Source organism: Pseudomonas sp. PvP028 (genome assembly GCF_017832255.1).
Taxonomy (GTDB): domain Bacteria; phylum Pseudomonadota; class Gammaproteobacteria; order Pseudomonadales; family Pseudomonadaceae; genus Aquipseudomonas; species Aquipseudomonas syringae.
The window spans coordinates 944,337-965,597 of record NZ_JAFIBL010000001.1; the positions used below are offsets into that span (position 1 = coordinate 944,337).

Below are 21,261 nucleotides of genomic sequence, written 5' to 3' on the forward strand. Positions count from 1 at the left end.
TTACGCGTGATACTGCGCCGACAACTCGTGTACCGCGTTGATGAACGCACCGGCATTGGCCGGGTCGACTTCAGGGGTGATGCCGTGGCCGAGGTTGAAGACGTGGCCGGTGCCGCTGCCGTAGCTGGCAAGGATGCGTGCGACTTCCTGGCGGATGGCTTCCGGGCGCGCGTACAGCACGGTCGGGTCCATGTTGCCTTGCAGCGAAACCTTGCTGCCGACACGCTGACGCGCTTCGCCGATGTCGCAAGTCCAGTCCAGCCCGAGGGTGTCTGCACCGATGTCGGCAATGCTTTCCAACCACAGGCCGCCGCCTTTGGTGAACACGATCACTGGCACCTTGCGCCCGTCGTTTTCGCGAATCAGGCCGTTGACGATCTTGCGCATGTAGGCCAGCGAGAACTCCTGATACGCCGCCGAAGACAGGCTGCCGCCCCAGCTGTCGAAGATCTGCACGGCCTGCGCACCGGCCAGGATCTGGCCATTGAGGTAGGAGATCACTGACTGCGCCAGCTTGTCGAGCAGCAGGTGCATGGCTTGCGGGTTGTCGTAAAGCATGGCCTTGGATTTGCGGAAGTCCTTCGACGAACCGCCCTCGACCATGTAGGTCGCCAGCGTCCATGGGCTGCCAGCGAAACCGATCAGCGGTACACGACCATTGAGTTCGCGGCGAATGGTGCTGACCGCATCCATCACGTAACCCAGATCCTGCTGTGCATCAGGGATCGGCAACGCTTCGATGTCGGCCAGCGTGCTGACGGTTTTCCTGAAGCGCGGACCTTCGCCGGTTTCAAAGTACAGCCCCTGGCCCATCGCATCGGGAATGGTCAGGATGTCGGAGAACAGAATCGCTGCGTCCAGCGGGTAGCGATCCAGCGGCTGTAGGGTGACTTCACAGGCGAACTGCGGGTTCTTGCACAGGCTCATGAAGTCCCCGGCACTGGCGCGGCTGGCGCGGTATTCCGGCAGGTAACGACCTGCCTGACGCATCATCCATACCGGCGTGACGTCTACGGGTTGCTTGAGCAAAGCGCGAAGGAAACGGTCGTTCTTCAGGGCAGTCATGTCGGCATCCGCAATAAAAGTGCCGGCATTTTCTCAGAGCTCGACGCAAAAGGCACGGCGGGAGCCGTGCCTTTTGTCTATCGAGGCGATTTGCTGTGGTTATACAGGGTCATGCGCCTTCAGAACCGGCCGATTTCTCTCACATGTTCTTATGGTTGACGATATCGAAAGGCTCAAGCATGCCTTTTTCCACCCGCTTGAGCCCCAGACGCCAATCACCTCTCCCAGTGCTATCGCCAATGGAAGTCAGGTCCAGGAAATAAAACTTTCCGTTTTTATCCAGTTTATTTTTTGCAGTGGGCTTCCATTTATGCAGGTGAGCAGCGCCATCAAGAACGTACTTCTCAACAGCATTCTTGACTGAGGCTTCCAGATCCTTGGCCTGTATATGCTCATACGCCGCTTTGAACTCGGCAGTGTCGAAAAAATCATTCATGTGTATTTTGTACCTGAGCTTTCCAGCGCTCTTGCCCGGCGTACCGGCACCGCCTGCTGATTCCATGGGCAGTTTGGTTATGCGGTGTCTGCCACCGCCGCGCAAACCGGTCGACGCATGCACCCAGACACCTTGATCGTCAAGCTGGATCGGCAGTTGGTAGTAAGCATCTGGCCGCCGCGAATCGATAACCCGCCACGCTGCCGAGTCGGAGTCATATGTGACGGCATAGGCTTTTTCCTGTTGCACGGCATAAAAGCGGCTCGGCACACCCTCTTGAGCTTTCTCATGGATGCCCCGGTAAATCCCGTCGTCGCGCATTTTCAAACCGACAGGCGTTTTGGATACGGCTGTTTTCGGGTCGAGCACAGAGCGGCCTGTCTTTGCCGCAGAAGACGTCCTGACCCGCCGCCCTTTTGACAGCGTCAGTGCATCGGCCAACAACAGCGCCGCCTGAACGAAATACAACGGAGCGATACCCTGTTCGCTGGACTTCTTTCCAACGCCCTGCCAGATGGCGTAAAAACTGCGAAGGGCAGCGATCGGCAACTGCACTTTGAAAGGCGTGAAGATGAGGACGATGTCGCCAACGACTTTGGTGATTTCCCAGGCACTTTCCCAGTAGGTTTCCCAGTTGGTATTGGTCTGTTCATCGACGGCAGAAATCACCCGAGCGACTTCAGACTCATAGACCGCCTCGAGAAAATTCCCGGTACACGGCTGCAGATCCATGAACAGCGTGTCACGGCCAGCGGTCAGCACATGCCTGACATCGGCCTGGGCGGCCAAAGGTGCCTTGCCCACCAGATAGTCCAGAAAATCGGGCTCAAGCAGGATCCGCTGCCGAAACTCCTGCGAATTGCTCATCTCCCGAAAGCATATTCCGTCAGGAGCCTGCGGGGTAAAGACCATCAGCGTGGCGACGCTGGAGCGCGACTCTGTGCCGATCACCAATACACCACTCAATGAAACACCATTGATGAGTAACTGGCTGACCTGAATGCGATGCCCCTCCACCATTGCGCGATCATCACTGTCAGTTGGATGATCAAGCACCGCGGCAACCCATTTGTAGCCTCTGTTCGCCAGCTCGGGAGGAAGCCCGCCATCGCCCAGAAAGTCGCCCGCCATCTTCGCCTCGATCGCGTCGAGGCGCATTTGTGCGCGCATGACGCGTGCATAACGCTCACAGTGCCATTGTCCTGCCGCCGACGTGGACAGAACCGTGCTGAGGTATCTGGAGTAACTCTCACCAATGTTCAGATCACGAATCAGGCCAAACAGATAACCAGCGTTGAGGAAACGGACCAATTGCCCTTGATCGTCAAACGCGCGACTGGTGAGTAGAAAGTTGATATTGGTGAAGGCAATGTTTTCCAGCGACAGATCTGTAAGGCTGCGCTCTTGAGTTTCGTAATGCGGCTCCAGCTCGGAAGGGCCGACATATTCGTAATCGATATCAATGCCGACACCCGGATCAATCTCGACGCTGATGGTATGGACGGTGATAAGGTCAGGATCCACTGTCATACCGTGGTCGAGTAAAATTCGCTCTTGTAGCCTCGCCCGGGCGTAGTGACGCAACCGGTCCGGCTGTCCGTAAATGGAAGGATCCAGCAGGTCAGGTGCCTGGGCTTCGAGCAAGGCCTGACTGTAGTCCTGCACCGCCACTTTCCAGCGCTGTTTTTCGACATCGGTCGCGTTCGCGAACCAGTCAGGCAGACAATCGCTTTCGATTTCAGTGGGTTGCTCAGGGTCAAACCAACCGCGATTTTTCTCAATGGCACGCCGGGTCAGAACGTCGCGAATCCCTTTCACATCCTGCTCGAACTGCATGCCCAGCGCAGAACGCTCTTCGGTTTTCAATTGCGAACCGATCGCGAGATAGAAGCTGTCGGTACCCGGCTTGAATGAGACAAACTCACCGTTCTCGGCGTCCCGTGCACTGTAATTACCGTAGCCGTCATGCCGCAAAACGATACGGGTATCGTCAGGGTCTGCCGGGAAGGACTCGCTATCGCCGGACTCGAAGATCAGCAACGCTCGCCCCGATTCAACAGCCAGCAATTCGCTTGTGATCTCGCGGGCCAGCTCATCAGTGTAGGCGTTGAAGCTCCGTGTTCGCGACAGGCCGTCGATAGCCAGACTGCTGCTCCATTCCTGCACAGAAATGTTCAAGGCCTCGTCGAAAGAGTCTGGCAGACCACCATTATCCAGAAAGTCAGCGTCGTCCTGCACTGTCAGCGGCAACTGCTCCAGCAGCTCTTCAAGACGTCCGACGGGAACCTGTGGGTATAAAGCGCACAGTTCGCTCAGAGCAGCGGAAAGCAGAGTCTGCTGACGAATCCACAGGGGCAGGAAGGGATTTCGTGTGCGGGTATCCAGCTGAACCTTCGAGGCGCCCTCACCGGCCGCCACAAGTGCATCGAATAACAGCGGCCTCTGGTCATTTGCCAGCCCCGCTATTTGCTCGCGCAGGGTGACGATTCGTCCGCTATCACTGTGACTACCGGGAAAGTTGCCGCCCATTCCGACCCTGGAACCTACCGGCAACTGACTGAACACCCAACGCAGCAATGGCTCGTCATCGGCGACCGGAATATTATCCGGAACGATATAAGCATCAGCGTTCTGCATCAGGACAACACTGTTCTGAACGACGCTTTCATCGTTGCCTTTCAAAAAAATCGCGAGGACTTCGTCGTTATCGTTGTGAATCCGGATCGACAGGTCTGCAGGCCATTCAGGCAACTGAACCAGTAAGGCAAACAAAGCCTCATCGCCGTCATCCGGGAAAAAGTCTTTCTCTGTGAAGCGCTCGACGAACTGGTCGATTATCCGGTCTGCCCGTTCCCGGTTGCGGTGTTCGCGGACGGCAACGCTACTGGGCGTGAACCTGTCCGGGCCGAGAGATTGCTGTTCAGTGGAGCGCGCAAGCTTGCCCATGGGTGCTGCGTTCAACATGGCTATTTCCTTATAGCAACATGGATGGAGGGAGTATCCAAGGCGATGAGCTCCCGATGAGGATCAGGAGCGTAATCCTTTTCAGGCGTCGGTAAAGGGGGCGGAAAACAGCTGTAAACAATCACCTGTCACCTACACCGCAACAGGCTTTGATCGGCATTCAAAAGAGGGATTGAAACCTTGATACACCGCCTGTGGCAGGGCGGTGAAACTTAATGAAAAGCGCTTTTCAATACCGGGATCGGATTATTTCAAAACGTCACGAAACCGTTTTCCCAGCCCCCCCCCAATCCAGGCCTGACCTTGGCCACGCTGGAATATGGAATCAATTATCCTGACTGATACCCGAATGCCCCGAAGCTGCAGATGCTGCAAGCGCCTGTTCAAGTGCGTAGGCATAGCTCAGCAAATCAGCTTCATCCCAGGCAGTGGAAAGAAAATATAACCCTCTTGGCAGGCCATTCTCTTCGAGCCCGACAGGCACGGTTATTCCCGGATAACCCGCGATTGCGCCAACCGCTTTGAACGAAACCTCTGACCAGTCAATGAGCGCGTCAAGCGAGTGCTGTTGCAGGAGCCCATCGATCAATTGCCGATGAGCAGTGCGCAAATGGGTTGCAATGGACAGGTAATTCTCCTGATCGAGAGTCGCGCCCGAGGAGTCAATCAATAAATCCTGGTCATAGGCTTGCGCGCCATCAGACGCGGTATTGAATGCAATGATGTCATCCAGCGTGCTGACCCCCAGCCCGGTGCGTGTGCTCAAGTAAGCGTTAAGCTCACGCTTGAAGTCATGCAGCAGCACTCGATACTCCGGGGTGCTATCAATCGACGGAACGTCGACTGGAACCAGTATCGCCCCGGCCGAACTCAAACGACTCTTCACCTTTTGGAATTCAGGATCGTCGTCCATCAGCATGCCGTCATGGGTGCGGCTCGAATAGCCCAGGCGCTTGCCGTTCAACGCGTCCGCTCTGAGCTGATCGACATAGTTCACGGTGTCAGCGCAGGCTCGGGCGGTGGCTTCGTCGAGAGGGTCGGTACCGCTCATCGCCGTCAGCAGGATGGCGGTATCCGTGACCGTTCGCGCCATGGGCCCGGGGGTGTCCTGACGACTGGAGAGCGGAATCATGCCGGTACGGCTGAGCCGGCCCAGCGTAGGCCTCAGCCCTACGACACCACTCGTGGCTGCAGGCTGGATGATCGACCCATTGGTTTCGGTGCCCACCGCCAGGGGTGAAAATCCAGCCGCAAGAGCCACTGCCGAACCGGAGCTGGAGCCAAGCGGATCAGCGTTCAAGTCATAGGGATGACGCGTCTGCCCGCCGCGACCACTCCAACCGCTCGGCACCTCGTACCCACGAAAATGCGCCCATTCGCTGAGATTGGCTTTGCCGATGATGATCGCGCCGGCCTCGCGAAGCCGCTGCACCACGAAAGCATCGTGGGGCGCAGGCGCCCCGACCATAGCGAGCGCACCCGCAGTCGTCTGCATCCTGTCGGCCGTATCGAGATTGTCTTTTATCACGATGGGGATGCCATGCAGCGGCCCACGTTGCTCCCCACGGGAACGCTCCCCGTCCAGTTCCGCGGCTATCTGCAGAGCGTCGGGGTTGATTTCAATGAGGGCGTTAAGCGCCGGGCCATTTTTGTTCAGCACTTCGATGCGCTGGAGCAGGTCTGTCACCAGCCCGGCAGAGGTCAGGCTGCCTGCGCTCATGCGTCGCTGGAGCTCGACACTGGACTCAAAGTAAACCGCCTTGTTTTCGATGATCGAACCGAAAACCGGTCCATCGAAGTTGGCGTACGCCTGGCTGGCAAATGTGCAGGGCGCTATCGAGAGCGCGAGACAGAAACCAAACTGATTGTTCATGATGTCCTTCCCTGGTTGATAAAACGCTCGTCTTGAGCGAGTTACACCAAGCTTAGGAAGGAGGGGGCAGAAGGGATGTCAGAGAAATCGGTAAATTACCCGTGATGGGTAGACGCTTGTTGCCAGAGCGCGCCTGAGTAGCGGCACGCTCTGGCAACACAAGGCTCAGACGCCCAGGTAATCCAGAATCCCTTCAGCCGCATTACGGCCTTCGAAGATAGCGGTCACCACCAGGTCGGAGCCGCGCACCATGTCGCCACCCGCGAAGATCTTCGGGTTGCTGGTCTGGTGCTTGTACTGCGCCTGTTCCGGGGCCACGACGCGGCCCTGGCTGTCGGTGCTTATGGTGAACTGCTCGAACCAGGGCGCCGGGCTTGGGCGGAAGCCGAAGGCGATGACCACGGCTTCTGCCGGGATGATCTCTTCGGAGCCCGGAATCGGTTCGGGACTGCGACGACCACGGGCATCCGGTTCGCCCAGGCGCGTCTCGACCACTTTCACGCCTTCAACCTTGCCCTCGCCAATGATGGCGATAGGCTGACGGTTATAGAGGAACCTCACGCCTTCTTCCTTGGCGTTTTTCACTTCCTTGCGCGAGCCAGGCATGTTTTCTTCGTCGCGACGGTAGGCGCAGGTCACTGACTTGGCGCCCTGGCGGATCGAGGTGCGGTTGCAGTCCATCGCCGTGTCGCCACCGCCCAGAACCACGACCCGCTTGCCCTTCATGTCGACAAAGTCTTCCGGCGCCTTTTCAAAACCCAGGTTGCGATTGACGTTGGCGATCAGGAAGTCGAGCGCATCGTGCACGCCCGGCAGATCCTCACCGGGGAAGCCGCCTTTCATGTAGGTGTAGGTGCCCATGCCCATGAACACCGCATCGTACTCGGCGAGCAGTTGATCGATGGTGACATCCTTGCCGACTTCGGTGTTGAGACGGAATTCGATACCCATGCCGGTGAACACTTCACGGCGATGGCTCAGCACGGATTTCTCCAGCTTGAATTCCGGAATGCCGAAGGTCAGCAGACCGCCGATTTCCGGGTTCTTGTCGAACACCACCGGGGTCACGCCGCCGCGCACCAGCACGTCGGCACAGCCCAGGCCCGCAGGCCCCGCGCCGATGATCGCGACGCGCTTGCCGGTCGGCACGACCTTGGACATGTCCGGACGCCAGCCCATGGCAAAGGCGGTATCGGTGATGTACTTCTCGACCGAACCGATGGTCACCGCACCGAAACCGTCGTTCAGTGTGCAGGCACCTTCACACAGGCGATCCTGCGGGCACACACGGCCGCAGACTTCCGGCAGGGTGTTGGTCTGGTGCGACAATTCCGCAGCGGCGAGGATATTGCCCTCGGCGACCAGCTTGAGCCAGTTGGGAATGAAGTTGTGCACCGGGCACTTCCATTCGCAATACGGGTTGCCGCAGCCCAGGCAGCGGTGCGCTTGATCGGCAGACTGCTGGGGCTTGAAAGGCTCGTAGATTTCCACGAACTCTTTCTTGCGTTGACGCAGCAGTTTCTTCTTCGGGTCTTTACGTCCGACGTCGATGAACTGGAAGTCGTTACTGAGACGTTCAGCCATTCTCTGGAGCCTCTTTGCGGCAGCTTCAAGCGACAAGCTTCAAGCTGCAAGAAATCAATTCAGTTCAATTCACAGGGTGGCAAACTTGCGGCTTGAAGCTAACCGCTAGCAGCTGCTTTTACTGCGGATTCGCCCGAGTGCTGGACAGCAGCGATTTCAGGTTGGCAGCCTTGGGCTTGACCAGCCAGAAACGACGCAGGTAGTCGTCCAGGTTTTCCGCGATATTGCGGCCCCATTCGCTGTCGGTTTCCGCGACGTACTCATTCAGGACGCTTTGCAGGTGAGTGCGGTAAGCCTCCATCGATTCGCCGCTGATACGCTGGATCTCGACCAGTTCATGGTTAACGAGGTCAACGAAGGTGTTGTCCAGGTCGAGCACGTAGGCGAAACCGCCGGTCATGCCGGAACCGAAGTTGTAGCCGGTCTTGCCCAGTACGCAGACGAAACCACCCGTCATGTATTCGCAGCAATGATCGCCAGTGCCTTCAACGACAGTATGAGCACCGGAGTTACGCACGGCGAAACGCTCGCCTGCCGTACCTGCCGCAAACAGCTTGCCGCCGGTTGCGCCGTACAGGCAGGTGTTGCCGATAATCGCACTTTCGTTGGTCTTGAACGGGCTGCCCTTGGGCGGCACGATTACCAGCTTGCCAGCGGTCATGCCCTTGCCGACGTAGTCGTTGGCATCGCCTTCCAGATACATGTTCAGGCCACCGGCGTTCCACACCCCGAAGCTCTGACCGGCAGTGCCCTTGAAGCGGAAGGTGACAGGTGCCTTGTTCATGCCCTGGTTGCCGTGCAGTCTGGCGATTTCGCCAGAGATGCGCGCGCCGATCGAACGGTCGCAGTTGCAGATATCCAGTTCGTAGTCGCCGCCGCTGAGCGACTCGATGGCCGGCTTGGCCATCTCCACCATCTTCTCGGCCAGCAGGCCCTTGTCGAACGGCGGGTTGCGATCCACCAGGCTGAACTGAGGCTTGTCGGCCGGAATGTGGTCGCTGCCCAGCAACGGTGTCAGGTCCAGATGCTGCTGCTTCTCGGTTTCGCCCGGCAGGATGTCCAGCAGGTCGGTGCGCCCGATCAGCTCTTCCAGTGAGCGAACACCCAGCTTGGCCAGCCACTCGCGGGTTTCTTCCGCCACGTAGGTGAAGAAGTTGATCACCATATCGACGGTGCCGATGTAATGGTCCTTGCGCAGCTTTTCGTTCTGGGTCGCTACGCCGGTGGCGCAGTTGTTCAGGTGGCAGATACGCAGGTATTTGCAGCCCAGCGCGATCATCGGCGCGGTGCCGAAGCCGAAGCTTTCGGCCCCGAGGATGGCGGCCTTGATCACGTCCAGGCCGGTTTTCAGACCACCGTCGGTTTGTACCCGAACCTTGCCGCGCAGGTCGTTGCCACGCAGGGTCTGGTGGGTTTCGGCCAGCCCCAGCTCCCACGGTGCGCCGGCGTACTTGATCGAGGTCAGCGGCGATGCACCGGTGCCACCGTCGTAACCGGAAATGGTGATCAGGTCGGCATAGGCCTTGGCGACACCGGCGGCAATGGTGCCGACGCCCGCTTCTGCCACCAGCTTGACCGAGACCAGCGCCGCCGGGTTGACCTGTTTCAGGTCAAAAATCAGCTGCGACAAATCTTCGATGGAATAGATGTCGTGGTGCGGAGGCGGCGAAATCAGCGTCACGCCCGGTACTGCATAACGCAGCTTGGCGATCAGGCCATTGACCTTGCCGCCCGGCAGTTGCCCGCCCTCGCCCGGCTTGGCGCCCTGCGCGACCTTGATCTGCAGCACATCGGCATTGACCAGATACTCGGGCGTCACGCCAAAGCGGCCCGTCGCGATCTGCTTGATCTTGGAACTGCGGACCGTGCCGTAACGGGCCGGGTCTTCGCCACCCTCACCGGAGTTGGAGCGCGCGCCCAGACGGTTCATCGCCTCGGCCAACGCTTCGTGGGCCTCGGGCGACAAAGCGCCCAGAGAAATACCGGCCGAGTCGAAGCGCTTGAAGATTTCGCTCAGCGGCTCGATTTCGTCGATGTTCAGCGGCTGATCGATTGTCCTGACCTGCAGCAGGTCACGAATCATCGACACCGGACGCTGGTCCACCAGTGAGGTGTATTCCTTGAACTTGCTGTAGTCGCCCTGCTGCACGGCGGCCTGCAGGGTGCTGACCACGTCCGGGTTGTAGGCGTGGTACTCACCACCAAACACGAACTTGAGCAGGCCGCCTTGCTGGATCGGCTTGCGCGGGCTCCAGGCCTCGGCAGCCAGCGCCTTCTGTTCGGCTTCGATGTCGACAAAGCGCGCGCCCTTCAGGCGGCTCGGTACACCGCGGAAGCTGAGGTCGCAGACTTCCTCGGACAGGCCAATGGCTTCGAACAACTGCGCGCCACGGTAGGACGCAACGGTCGAGATGCCCATCTTCGAGAGGATCTTGAGCAGGCCCTTGGTGATGCCTTTGCGGTAGTTCTTGAAGACTTCGTACAGATCGCCCAGTACTTCGCCGGTACGGATCAGGTCGCCCAGCACTTCGTAGGCCAGGAACGGATAGACCGCCGAGGCGCCGAAGCCGATCAGCACGGCGAAATGGTGCGGGTCACGCGCCGTTGCGGTTTCGACCAGGATGTTGCTGTCGCAGCGCAGACCCCGCTCGGTCAGACGGTGGTGAACCGCGCCGACCGCCAGAGAGGCGTGCACAGGCAGCTTGCCCGGCGCGATGTGTCGGTCGCTCAGCACGATCAGCGTATGACCGGCACGCACGGCTTCTTCGGCCTGATCGGCAACGCTGCGCACAGCGGCTTCAAGGCCCAGGCTTTCATCGTAGTTCAGGTCAATGATATGGCGCTCGAACCCTGGACGCTCCAGGTTCATCAGCGAGCGCCATTTGGCTGGCGAAATGACCGGCGAGCTGAGGATCACGCGCGAGGCGTGCTCCGGCGACTCCTGGAAGATATTGCGCTCGGCACCAAGGCAGATCTCCAGCGACATGACGATGGCTTCACGCAGCGGGTCGATCGGCGGGTTGGTCACCTGCGCGAACTGCTGACGGAAGTAATCGTAAGGCGAGCGCACACGACGCGACAGCACGGCCATTGGCGTGTCATCACCCATCGAGCCTACGGCTTCCTGACCCTGCTCGCCCAGCGGACGCAGCACCTGATCACGCTCTTCGAACGTGACCTGATACATCTTCATGTACTGCTTGAGCTGCTCGCTGTCGTAAAAAGCCGAACCGTGGTCATTGTCTTCCATGGTCGCCTGAATGCGCAGGGCATTCTTGCGCAGCCATTGCTTGTACGGATGACGCGACTTGAGGCGGTTGTCGATAGCATCGGTGTCGAGGATCTGACCGGTTTCGGTGTCCACGGCAAAGATCTGCCCCGGACCGACACGGCCCTTGGCGATGACATCTTCGGGTTTGTAATCCCACACGCCGATTTCCGATGCGAGGGTGATGTAGCCGTTCTTGGTCGTGACCCAGCGCGCCGGGCGCAGGCCGTTGCGGTCTAGCAGGCAGACCGCATGACGACCTTCGGTCATGACCACGCCCGCAGGGCCGTCCCACGGCTCCATGTGCATGGAGTTGTACTCATAGAATGCCCGCAGGTCCGGGTCCATGGTCTCGACGTTCTGCCACGCAGGCGGAATGATCATGCGCACGCCACGGAACAGGTCGATGCCGCCGGTGACCATCAGCTCAAGCATGTTGTCCATGCTCGATGAGTCAGAACCCACGCGGTTGACCAGCGGGCCCAGTTCGTCCAGGTCCATCAGATCGTTGGTGAACTTGGTGCGCCGCGCCTGTGCCCAGTTGCGGTTGCCGGTAATGGTGTTGATCTCGCCGTTGTGGGCGAGGAAGCGGAACGGCTGCGCCAGCGGCCATTTCGGCAGGGTATTGGTAGAAAAGCGCTGGTGGAACACGCAGATAGCGGTCTGCAGACGCTCGTCGCTCAGGTCCGGGAAGAAGGCCGTGAGGTCGGCCGGCATCATCAGGCCTTTATAAATGATGGTCTTGTGCGAAAAGCTGCAGATGTAGTGATCGGTATCTGCGGCGTTGGACACCGACGAGCGGCGACGCGCACTGAACAGTTTGATGGCGAATTCCTGATCGCTCAGGCCTTCACCGCCAATGAATACTTGCTCGATTTTCGGCAGGCGCTCCAGCGCCAGGCGACCCAGAACGCTGGTATCGATCGGCACCTGACGCCAGCCCACCAGATCCAGGCCTTCGGCGAGGATTTCGCGGTTCATGTTTTCGCGCGCGGCGTCGGCCCTGGCGTCGTCCTGATTGAGGAACACCATGCCCACAGCATATTGGCGGGGCAGATCGACGTTGAAGTGTTGCTTGGCGATCGCACGCAGGAAGCCATCGGGCTTCTGAATTAACAGACCGCAACCGTCGCCGGTCTTGCCGTCGGCGTTGATACCGCCACGGTGGGTCATGCAGGTCAGGGCCTGAACGGCCGTCTGCAACAGGTGATGACTGGGCTCGCCCTGCATATGAGCGATCAGGCCGAAGCCGCAGTTATCCTTGAATTCATCTGGTTGGTACAGACCTGCTTTCATAGACACTTTCTCACCAGGCTGCCTCTATGCGAGGCAAATTTCCTTTTAATTCAACCAATTACCTGTCACGCCGAACGTGCGCCAGCTTCGGACAGGCAAAACGGAGGTCATTGTACACAGCGACACAAGGGCTAACAAATTTAACGACGATTGGCTGATAATCAATGTCGCAATTATGAAAGTTTTAAAACGGGTCGCTGTGCTAGTCAAAGTATTTCTTCGTGAATCTGACTGACGCGACGGGAGACTGTAGGGCGCTTGTAACGCAGACGCCGCAAGGCACGGGCCGATAGGCCGCGCGCGCAGGCGGGTTAAGTCAGGTAGGTCGGCGGCGGCCCGGGTAGGGCCGCTGCGACTTTAACGAGTGGCGCCGAGCTCTTGTTGGACGCTGGCGACAGTACGAGGCCAAGGTTTACCAGCCTGAACCTTGGCTGGCAATACCTTGATGGCTGCCAGGGCGGCAGCGCGGTCAGGAAAGTTGCCATACGTCACAACGTACAGCGGCTTGCCCTGCAGAGTTTTCTTGAAATAACGATACTCACCACCCTGCTCTGCAACGTAGGCCTGCGCCGTCGCTTCGGAGCTGGTGCCGAGAATCTGCACCACATAGTGGCCTGGTGCCTGGCTGCTGTACCAGCTACCGCCGGCAGCCGGTTTGGCCGCGGCCGCTGCCGGTTTTTCAGCCGGTTTGGCAGCAGGAGCCGGGGCTGGCTTGGCTGTGGCGACCTGAGTTTGCGCAGGTGCCGGCTTGGCAGCTGGCGCCGGGGTCGGTGCAGGGATGGACGAACGAGGCGTCTGCGCTGCGGCCTGACCTGCCGGAACACCGGCTGGCGGCGCAGTAGTGGTCACGGTCGGCGGCTGGGCAGGCGAACCTGTCGGCACGGCGTCTTCGTCGGAATCACTGGAACCGGCGGCTTCGGCCAGAGGACCGCGCATCACCGGCTGGTTGCCATTCATCGGCAACGGCATCGGCTGGGAATTGCCAGCGAATTCGATGGCCGGGCTGCCGTTGTTGGATTGTTGAGCAGTTGGCTTGCCTTCACCCAGCGGCAGTTGCGCCTGAGCGGAAGCCGGGGCATTGGCGGGTGTACCCGTCTTGTCGCCGCGACCCGGGATCAGCACGGCTGCTGCCACGGCCACTATGACAACGGCACCCAAGGCCAATACGTGTTTTTTCGGCATTTTGAACCCCACACTTGGACGCTTGACCGCGGAACGACTCGCGATCATCGCCTCGATCATTGAATCGCGGGCTACCTGGTTGATTGCGCCAGGCCAGCCATCGGACTGTTCATGAATATCGGTGATCTGGTCGGCGGTGAACAACGCGATTCCCTGCCCTGCACCCTCCAGACGCTGAGCCAGATACTCCCGGGTTTCCTCTTCCGTATAGGGTTGCAGCTCGATGACGTGAAAGCGTTCGCCTTCAACATCGCCCTGCAGGTCGGCACACATCTGATCGAGACGATCGAGCAGCGATGGCTCTCCGAACAGGAATACATGCGGACGCCCTTCAGGCGTTCCCGCAGCAAGACCCAGCAACGCTTCGAGCGCCGAATCGCCAAGTTGTTCCGCATCGTCAACCAGCAAGTAGACTTCCTGGCCGGTCAGCCCGAGTTGCACGACCTGCGACAGGATCGACTGCATTTCAGCCTGTGCGACGCTCAGCGCCTGCGCGACCTGCTGCAGCACGCCCGCGGCATCGCCGGCACCGCGCGCAGAAATCACGACACTTTGCACAGACTGCTTGTTGGTGCTTGCCACCAGTGCCTGGCGCAGCAGGGTCTTGCCGCTGCCCTGAGGCCCGGTTACCGCCAGCAGCAACTGACTGTAGCGCGCCAGATGATGAAGCTGACCCAGCACAGGCTTGCGTTGGGCAGGAAAGAATTTGAAGCCAGGTACCCGCGCCGCAAAGGGGTCATGACTCAACTGATAATGGCCGAGGAAGGCCTCGTCGGCATGCAAACTAGTCATGGGGTTTCCGTTAACCTCTGAGCTGATCCACCAAGGCGCGATAATCCGCAACCAGGGTGGCCTGTAATACTTCTTTTGGATATTCGTCTGTGATAACCGCTTCACCCATCCGGCGCAACAGCACCAGACGCAGGCGACCGTCGATGACTTTCTTGTCGATCGCCATGTGTTCGAGGAAATTATCTTCCGTCATGTCCTGCGGAGGCACGACCGGCAGCCCGGCACGCTGAAACAGGCGAATGCCGCGATCCCGTTCCTGTGTGCTGATCCAGCCCAGGCGCGAGGACATTTCCAGCGCCATGACCGTCCCGGCGGCAACCGCCTCGCCATGCAGCCAGACACCATAGCCCATATGTGTCTCGATGGCGTGCCCGAATGTGTGACCCAGGTTCAATGTCGCACGAACACCGGACTCGCGCTCATCGGCGCCGACCACCAGCGCCTTGGCGGCGCAGGAACGTTCGATGGCTACGGTCAGCGCCGCCTGGTCCAGCCCGCGCAGCGCATCGACGTGTTCTTCGAGCCAGGTCAGGAAGGGCTCGTCGCAGATCAGGCCATATTTGATGACTTCAGCCAGCCCGGCGGACAGCTCACGCTCGGGCAGGGTATTGAGCGAGGTGGTATCGATCAGCACCACACTCGGCTGATAGAAGGCACCCACCATGTTCTTGCCCAGCGGATGGTTGATGCCGGTCTTGCCGCCAACCGACGAATCCACCTGAGACAGCAGTGTGGTCGGGATCTGGATGAAGTTCACACCGCGCTGGTAACAGGCGGCAGCGAACCCGGCCATGTCGCCGATCACCCCGCCACCCAGGGCAATGACCGTGGTGCGACGATCATGACGGGCGGTCAGCAAGCCATCGAAAATGGTCTGCAGGGTTTCCCAGTTCTTGAATGCCTCGCCATCGGGCAGAACAATCGGCAGAACGTTGTAACCGGCCAGGGTTTGCGTCAGGCGCTCCAGGTACAGCGGTGCCACTGTCGTATTGGAGACGATAGCCACCTGACGCCCGACGATATGCGGGGCCAGGAGCTCGGGCTGATCCAGCAGGCCTTCGCCAATATGGATCGGGTAGCTACGCTCACCAAGCTCGACCTTAAGTGTCTGCATGTGTCCCCACATTGATTACCGATTGGACGGTTTGTGCTTCAGCAGGTCATGACGCAAGGCCACGAACCGACGCTGTTTTGCTGGGCGACGAGAATAGCGCATTTTCGCCTGCGCTTTAACGGGGAGGAAGCTCTGCCAGTCGCGCCAGTATCTCGAGAACCACCATTCGGGGTGGCCGCTCATCGGTTTCAATCACGATATCGGCGATTTCCCGATAAAGCGGGTCGCGGATGGCCAGCAGTTCGCTCAGCACACGGGCAGGATCAGCGGTACGCAGCAAAGGACGATTGCGATCACGCGCGGTGCGCCCCACCTGCTGCTCGATCGAGGCGTGCAAGTAAACCACGCGCCCGCCGGCCCGCAGTGCCTGGCGATTTTCGCTGCGCATGACCGCGCCACCGCCGGTCGCCAGAACCACGCCATCGGCGTCGCACAGTTCGGCAATCATGGCCTGCTCGCGATCACGAAAACCCGGTTCGCCTTCCTTGTCGAAGATCCAGGGAATGTTGGCGCCCGTACGCAGCTCGATTTCCTTGTCGGAATCCTTGAACGGCAGTCGCAATTCTTTGGCAAGCAAGCGGCCGATGGTGCTCTTGCCAGCACCCATCGGCCCCACAAGTATTAAATTTCGCACAAAATCAACGACTCACAGAAATCGCCTGGTTGTTCATGATACGCGGAGTCAGAAATACCAACAGCTCGGATTTGGACTCAGATACCACATCGCGCCTGAAAAGCCGGCCAAGATACGGTACATCGCCAAGAAATGGCACTTTATCGACAACTTTACTTTGCGTATTCGAGAACACACCACCGATGACGATGGTCTCGCCGTCGGAAATCAGCACCTTGGCGTTGACCTCGTTCTTCTTGATCGGCGGCACACCCAGTACCGCATTCAGGTAGTCCGGCTCGTCCTTGGTGACCTTCACTTCCATGATGATGCGATTGTCCGGCGTGATCTGCGGCGTCACTTCAAGCGACAGGGAAGCCTCCTTGAAGCTCACGGTGGTCGCACCGCTGGAGCTGGATTCCTGATACGGGATCTCCGTACCCTTGAGGATCTTGGCGGTTTCCTTGTCGGAAGTGACCACCTTGGGCTGGGAGACGATTTCACCGTTGCCGGTTTTCTCCATGGCACTCAGTTCAAGGTCCAGCAACGTGTTGTTGGTCACGAAACCAAGGCCGATACCCGAGGTGGCGCCGGCTGCGCCCAAGTCCACGAACGGCACGTTGGGGGTCAGGTTGCCGCTGGTGTTACCGGCCTCGTCGCCATTATTATCAAGCCCGTAGGTTGTCCATTTTCTGTTACCGCTGGTGTTCGTAGAGCCGCCCCAGCGAACCCCGAGCTGCTTGTTGTAATCGACGTTGGCCTCGACGATGCGCGCCTCGATCATCACCTGGCGTACCGGGATGTCCAGTTGCGAAACGATACGACGCAGTTCGTCGAGTCGTTCCTGGGTCTGGTAGGCAATGATGTTGTTGGTCCGATCGTCCACCGTGATCGAGCCGCGCTCATCGGCCTTGGACTCGGCACTGGTCACGGACTGGAACAGCTTGGCGATGTCGGCAGCCTTGGCGTAATTGACCTGCAACAGCTCACGGCGCAGGGGCGCCAGCTCGGCGATCTGCTTGAGCGACTCCAGCTCCTGACGCTCGCGGGCGGCAATTTCATCGGCTGGTGCAACCAGCAGCACGTTGCCGACCTTGCGTTTGTCCAGGCCCTTGGTTTTCAGCACCAGGTCCAGCGCCTGATCCCACGGCACATTCTGCAGACGCAGGGTGATACCACCCTGGACCGTATCGCTGGCCACCAGATTGAGGTTGGTGAAGTCGGCAATCAGCTGCAGCACCGAACGCACGTCGATGTCCTGGAAGTTCAGCGACAGCTTTTCACCGGTGTACGCCGGTTTGTCAGCGGCGCGGCGGTCGACGTCCTCGTTGGTCAATGGACGCACGCTGATCGTCAACTTGTTTTCGGTCTGAAACGCCGAGTAGTCGAAGGCGCCCGACGGCTCGATCAGAATGCTGGCCTTGTCACCCGACGCCGAAGCACTGACGAACTGCACCGGCGTGGCGAAGTCCTTGACGTCCAGGCGGACGCGCAGCGGTTCGGGCAGTTGGGTCTTGGCAAAGTCCACGCGGATCTTGCCGCCCTGCTCCTGAATATCCGGGGCAATGCTGGGGTTGCTCAGGTCGATGACCACATTGCCTTCACCCAGCTCGCCACGCTGGAAATCGACGTTCCTGATGGCCTTGATGCCAGCGGGGATGAACGGCCTGGCGGATGCCGGCGTGGGCGGCGGCACCGCGACCCGTTGCGCGCCCATCGCAGTGGTCGGCTGGGAGGCTTGCGCGGCGCCGGCACCCTGGCCGATGACCACGAACAGGTTGTTGCCATCGACGCGGGAGCTGTAAGGCGAAAGCGTGGTCAGGTTGATGATCACCCGAGTGCGGTCCTGAGCCTGAACCACAACCACACTGCGCGCATTGCCGCTGCCCAGATCACGACTTTTGGTCGCCAGCTGGCTGGTAACACCCGGCAGATCCAGCGCAATGCGCGCCGGTTGCGACGTGGTGTAACCGCGCGGTGCAGGCACCGGGGCATCGAATGCCAGCTTCAGCTCGATGCGGTCACCCGGCAGGGCGGCGACATCCAGGGTCTTGAGGTTGGCAGCCTGGAGAACCGGCGACAGCATCGCGATGCATAACGACACGCCGATAATCGAGAGAATCCGGGTCATGATCAATTTCCGTTGAGCGCTACTGTGCATACTTGGCCTTGCCCACTTCATGAGCGTTCTTTGAGGGCGATCGTGCGCGGCCTTTCCAGCCACGCCCCCTCTCCATCAGGAACAATTTCGATAACATCAACCTGCGCGTCGCCGATCGACACTACCCGGCCGTTGTTACGCCCCAGGTAGTCGCCCACCTTGACGCGATGAACACCTCCGGCACCGCGCAGCAGGGCAAAGGTCCCTGACTCGTTGCCAATCGTGCCGACCATCTCGAACGACTCGATATTGAAGCCTTCAAGGAACTGCCTGACCCGGTGTTCGTCCGGCGCCACCAGGCGTGACCCCTTCTGCCGGTTGAGCAGGTCGATCTTGACCGGCGGTTGAAACGGACTGCGCAGCGTGGAGGCGTTATAGGTGAACGCCTCATACGGCCGAAACTTGGGGAGCGGCTCGACGTTGCCACTCGGGCGGGCTCTGGCCTGATCCATGAATTCAGACAGATCGGCAAAATCATTGTCATTACCGCAACCGGCGAGCCCTGCCAGAACCACACTGACGCACAGCAATCGCGCCGCCCTCATTTCTTCAGCCCTTCATCGTTGTAACGGTAGGTCTTGGCCAGAATGCTCATGCGCAATTTGGTTGGCACTTTGGGATCGACCGGCTTGATCTCGAAATCATGCAGCGTGACGATGCGCGGCAGGCTGGCTACGCCGCTGACGAAGGTCGCCAGGTCGTGATAACCCCCGACCACGGTGATCTGTATCGGCAGCTCGATGTAGAACTGCTGGACCGCCTCGGGCAGCAGCTTGATTTCCTCGAACTCGAGCCCGCTTCCCAACCCGGTGCGCGTGATGTCCTCAAGCAGGCCGGGCACTTCGGTGTCGCTGGGCAATTGCCGCAGCAGCGCGCCGAAGGTGTTTTCCATTTCTTCCATCTGCTTCTTGTACGGCTCGAGGTTGGCCGCCTGGAAGGCCTTGTTGGAGAACTGCTCCTTGAGCGTCACCTCGCTGCTCTGGGCACTTTCCAGCTGGGTTTCCAAGTCCTGGATAAAGAAGAAATAGCCCAGTGCGAAAATCGTGACCGCAACCAGCAGCCCGGCAATGGCCTTGACCGCTGCTGGCCATGAGCCCAGGTTGTTCAGGTCCAGTTCGCTCAGATCGACCTTGCGCAGCCCTTCCAGCCATTCGGACATATTCATGGCTTGGCTCCTGCGGCAGGGACAGCAGCAACCGGGGGCTGAGTCTGACGTACGGTCAGCTGAAAGACGTTGGCTTGATCCACAGCACCGGCCGTAGTGGCCTTGACCTCAGTGAGGCTCGGCGCTTCCAGCCAGTCAGAGGCTTCAAGGTTACGCATCAGGTCGGAAACCCGGTTGTTCGACTCGGCAGCGCCACTGATGGCAATCAGCTTGTCGGTCATTTTGACCTGCGAGTAATAAACGCCGTCCGGCAGGGTCCGCGCCAGTTGATCGAAGACGCGTCCGGTGATCGGGCGGTTGCCTTGCAGGTCCTGAATGATCTTCATGCGCTCGAGCAACTGTTTGCGACGGGCCTTGAGATCACTGATCTCCTTGATACGGATATCGAGCTGAGCAATCTGCGTCTGCAGAAAGGCATTGCGCGCCATCTGATGCTCGATGCCATTGCTGACGTAACGATCGATCAGAAACAAAATGCCGACTGACACCACCAGCACGCCGACCAGTGCGGTCAGGAAGCGTTTCTTTCGTTCTTCGCGAAGCTCTTCGCGCCACGGTAATAAGTTGATCCGCGCCATCAGTCGAAGCTCCTCAACGCCAGGCCGCACGCGATCATCAGCGCCGGCGCATCACTGGCCAGGGCGCCGGCATTGACCTTGGAGCTCAGTGCCATATCGGCAAACGGGTTGGCGACCATGGTCGGCGTGCCGATGCGCCGCTGGATCAGATGCTCAAGCCCTGAAATCGAGGCCGTGCCGCCTGCCAGCATGATGTGATCCACTGAGTTGTATTGACCGGCCGCGAAGAAGAACTGCAGGGATCGGGAAACCTGCTGCACCAGCGCTTCCTTGAAGGGCTCGAGCACCTCACTGACGTAATCGTCGGGCAAGCCGCCCTGCTTCTTGGCAAGCCCGGCTTCCTCCATGGAGAGCCCGTAGCGGCGCTGGATTTCGTCAGTCAACTGGCGCCCACCAAACAGCTGCTCACGGGTATAGATGATCCGGCCATGATGCAGCACGCTCAGGGTGGTCATGGTGGCGCCGATATCGACCACGGCCACCGTCAGCTCGTCGTGGCCATTGCCCAGTTGCGCCGCCAGCAAACCGAACGAACGCTCAAGGGCGTAGGCCTCGACATCGACGACGCGTGCGGTCAGCCCGGCCAGTGCCAGCGCGGCCTCGCGTACTTCGACGTTTTCCTTGCGGCAGGCAGCCAGTAACACCTCGACGCGTTCGGGGTTGCGCACCGAATAGCCCTGCACTTCGAAATCGATGGCGACTTCTTCCAGCGGATAGGGGATGTACTGGTCAGCTTCAAGCTTGAGCTGGTTTTCCATGTCATCGTCGGAAAGCCCGGCGTCCATCTCGATGGTCTTGGTGATCACCGCCGAACCGGCCACGGCAACCGCCACGATCTTGACGCTGGTCTTGGCCTTGACGAGCACGCGTGACAACGCCTGCCCGACCCCTTCGAGTTCGGCAATGTTCTTTTCGACGACCGCGTTGGCCGGCAATGGCTCTACTGCGTAAGACTCGACCTTGTAACGGGTGCCGGAACGACTCAATTCCAGGAGTTTTACCGAGGTGGAGCTAATATCGATCCCTAGAAGGGTGTTGGCCTTCTTACTGAAGAGTTCGAACACAACCTGATTCCTATGAGTTTCCGTCACTTACGGAGTTATTTCGGGCCAACGTCACTGTCGACAGCCTTGACAGTAGCGCAAATCACGCTTGGGGACGAAAAATGCT

At 59.4% G+C, this 21,261-nt stretch carries 13 protein-coding genes; all 13 read right to left on the reverse strand.

Annotation, left to right across the window (positions count from 1 at the left end):
• A complete protein-coding gene (gene hemE / locus JOE34_RS04225; protein ID WP_010420306.1) occupies positions 1-1,065 on the reverse strand; it encodes a uroporphyrinogen decarboxylase in 1,065 nt (354 codons plus the stop codon).
• Positions 1,066-1,204: 139 nt separating this feature from the next.
• On the reverse strand, positions 1,205-4,465 hold the full coding sequence (locus JOE34_RS04230; RefSeq protein ID WP_010420309.1) for a DUF6543 domain-containing protein: 3,261 nt from the start codon (positions 4,463-4,465) through the stop codon (positions 1,205-1,207).
• Positions 4,466-4,790: 325 nt separating this feature from the next.
• Positions 4,791-6,338 carry an amidase family protein gene (locus JOE34_RS04235; protein ID WP_046266382.1) on the reverse strand — a complete coding sequence of 516 codons (1,548 nt, stop codon included), beginning with the start codon at positions 6,336-6,338 and terminating at the stop codon, positions 4,791-4,793.
• A 165-nt stretch (positions 6,339-6,503) separates the two neighbouring features.
• Positions 6,504-7,922: an FAD-dependent oxidoreductase gene (locus JOE34_RS04240; protein ID WP_003422526.1), complete on the reverse strand. Its 1,419-nt coding sequence runs from the start codon at positions 7,920-7,922 to the stop codon at positions 6,504-6,506.
• 118 nt (positions 7,923-8,040) lie between these two features.
• Positions 8,041-12,486: a glutamate synthase large subunit gene (gltB, locus tag JOE34_RS04245; protein WP_003422528.1), complete on the reverse strand. Its 4,446-nt coding sequence runs from the start codon at positions 12,484-12,486 to the stop codon at positions 8,041-8,043.
• A gap of 357 nt (positions 12,487-12,843) precedes the next feature.
• A complete protein-coding gene (locus JOE34_RS04250) occupies positions 12,844-14,460 on the reverse strand; it encodes an AAA family ATPase (RefSeq protein WP_003316656.1) in 1,617 nt (538 codons plus the stop codon).
• A 10-nt stretch (positions 14,461-14,470) separates the two neighbouring features.
• Positions 14,471-15,574, reverse strand: a complete 1,104-nt coding sequence (aroB, locus tag JOE34_RS04255; RefSeq protein WP_003422530.1) for a 3-dehydroquinate synthase — start codon at positions 15,572-15,574, stop codon at positions 14,471-14,473.
• A gap of 115 nt (positions 15,575-15,689) precedes the next feature.
• On the reverse strand, positions 15,690-16,208 hold the full coding sequence (aroK, locus tag JOE34_RS04260) for a shikimate kinase AroK (protein WP_003341387.1): 519 nt from the start codon (positions 16,206-16,208) through the stop codon (positions 15,690-15,692).
• Between the two features lie 4 nt (positions 16,209-16,212).
• A complete protein-coding gene (gene pilQ, locus JOE34_RS04265) occupies positions 16,213-18,318 on the reverse strand; it encodes a type IV pilus secretin PilQ (protein ID WP_010420368.1) in 2,106 nt (701 codons plus the stop codon).
• Positions 18,319-18,365: 47 nt separating this feature from the next.
• On the reverse strand, positions 18,366-18,893 hold the full coding sequence (pilP, locus tag JOE34_RS04270; RefSeq protein WP_003316653.1) for a type 4a pilus biogenesis lipoprotein PilP: 528 nt from the start codon (positions 18,891-18,893) through the stop codon (positions 18,366-18,368).
• The gene (pilO, locus tag JOE34_RS04275) at positions 18,890-19,513 is read right to left on the reverse strand and encodes a type 4a pilus biogenesis protein PilO (RefSeq protein WP_003316652.1); all 624 of its coding nucleotides are present in this window, start codon (positions 19,511-19,513) and stop codon (positions 18,890-18,892) included. The genes pilP and pilO overlap by 4 nt, the downstream gene beginning before the upstream one ends.
• A complete protein-coding gene (locus JOE34_RS04280; RefSeq protein ID WP_003316651.1) occupies positions 19,510-20,091 on the reverse strand; it encodes a PilN domain-containing protein in 582 nt (193 codons plus the stop codon). Before JOE34_RS04280 ends, pilO begins: the two co-directional genes overlap by 4 nt.
• Complete coding sequence (locus tag JOE34_RS04285; protein ID WP_003341394.1) at positions 20,091-21,155, reverse strand: pilus assembly protein PilM; 1,065 nt, start codon at positions 21,153-21,155, stop codon at positions 20,091-20,093. Before JOE34_RS04285 ends, JOE34_RS04280 begins: the two co-directional genes overlap by 1 nt.
• Positions 21,156-21,261 lie beyond the last annotated feature (106 nt).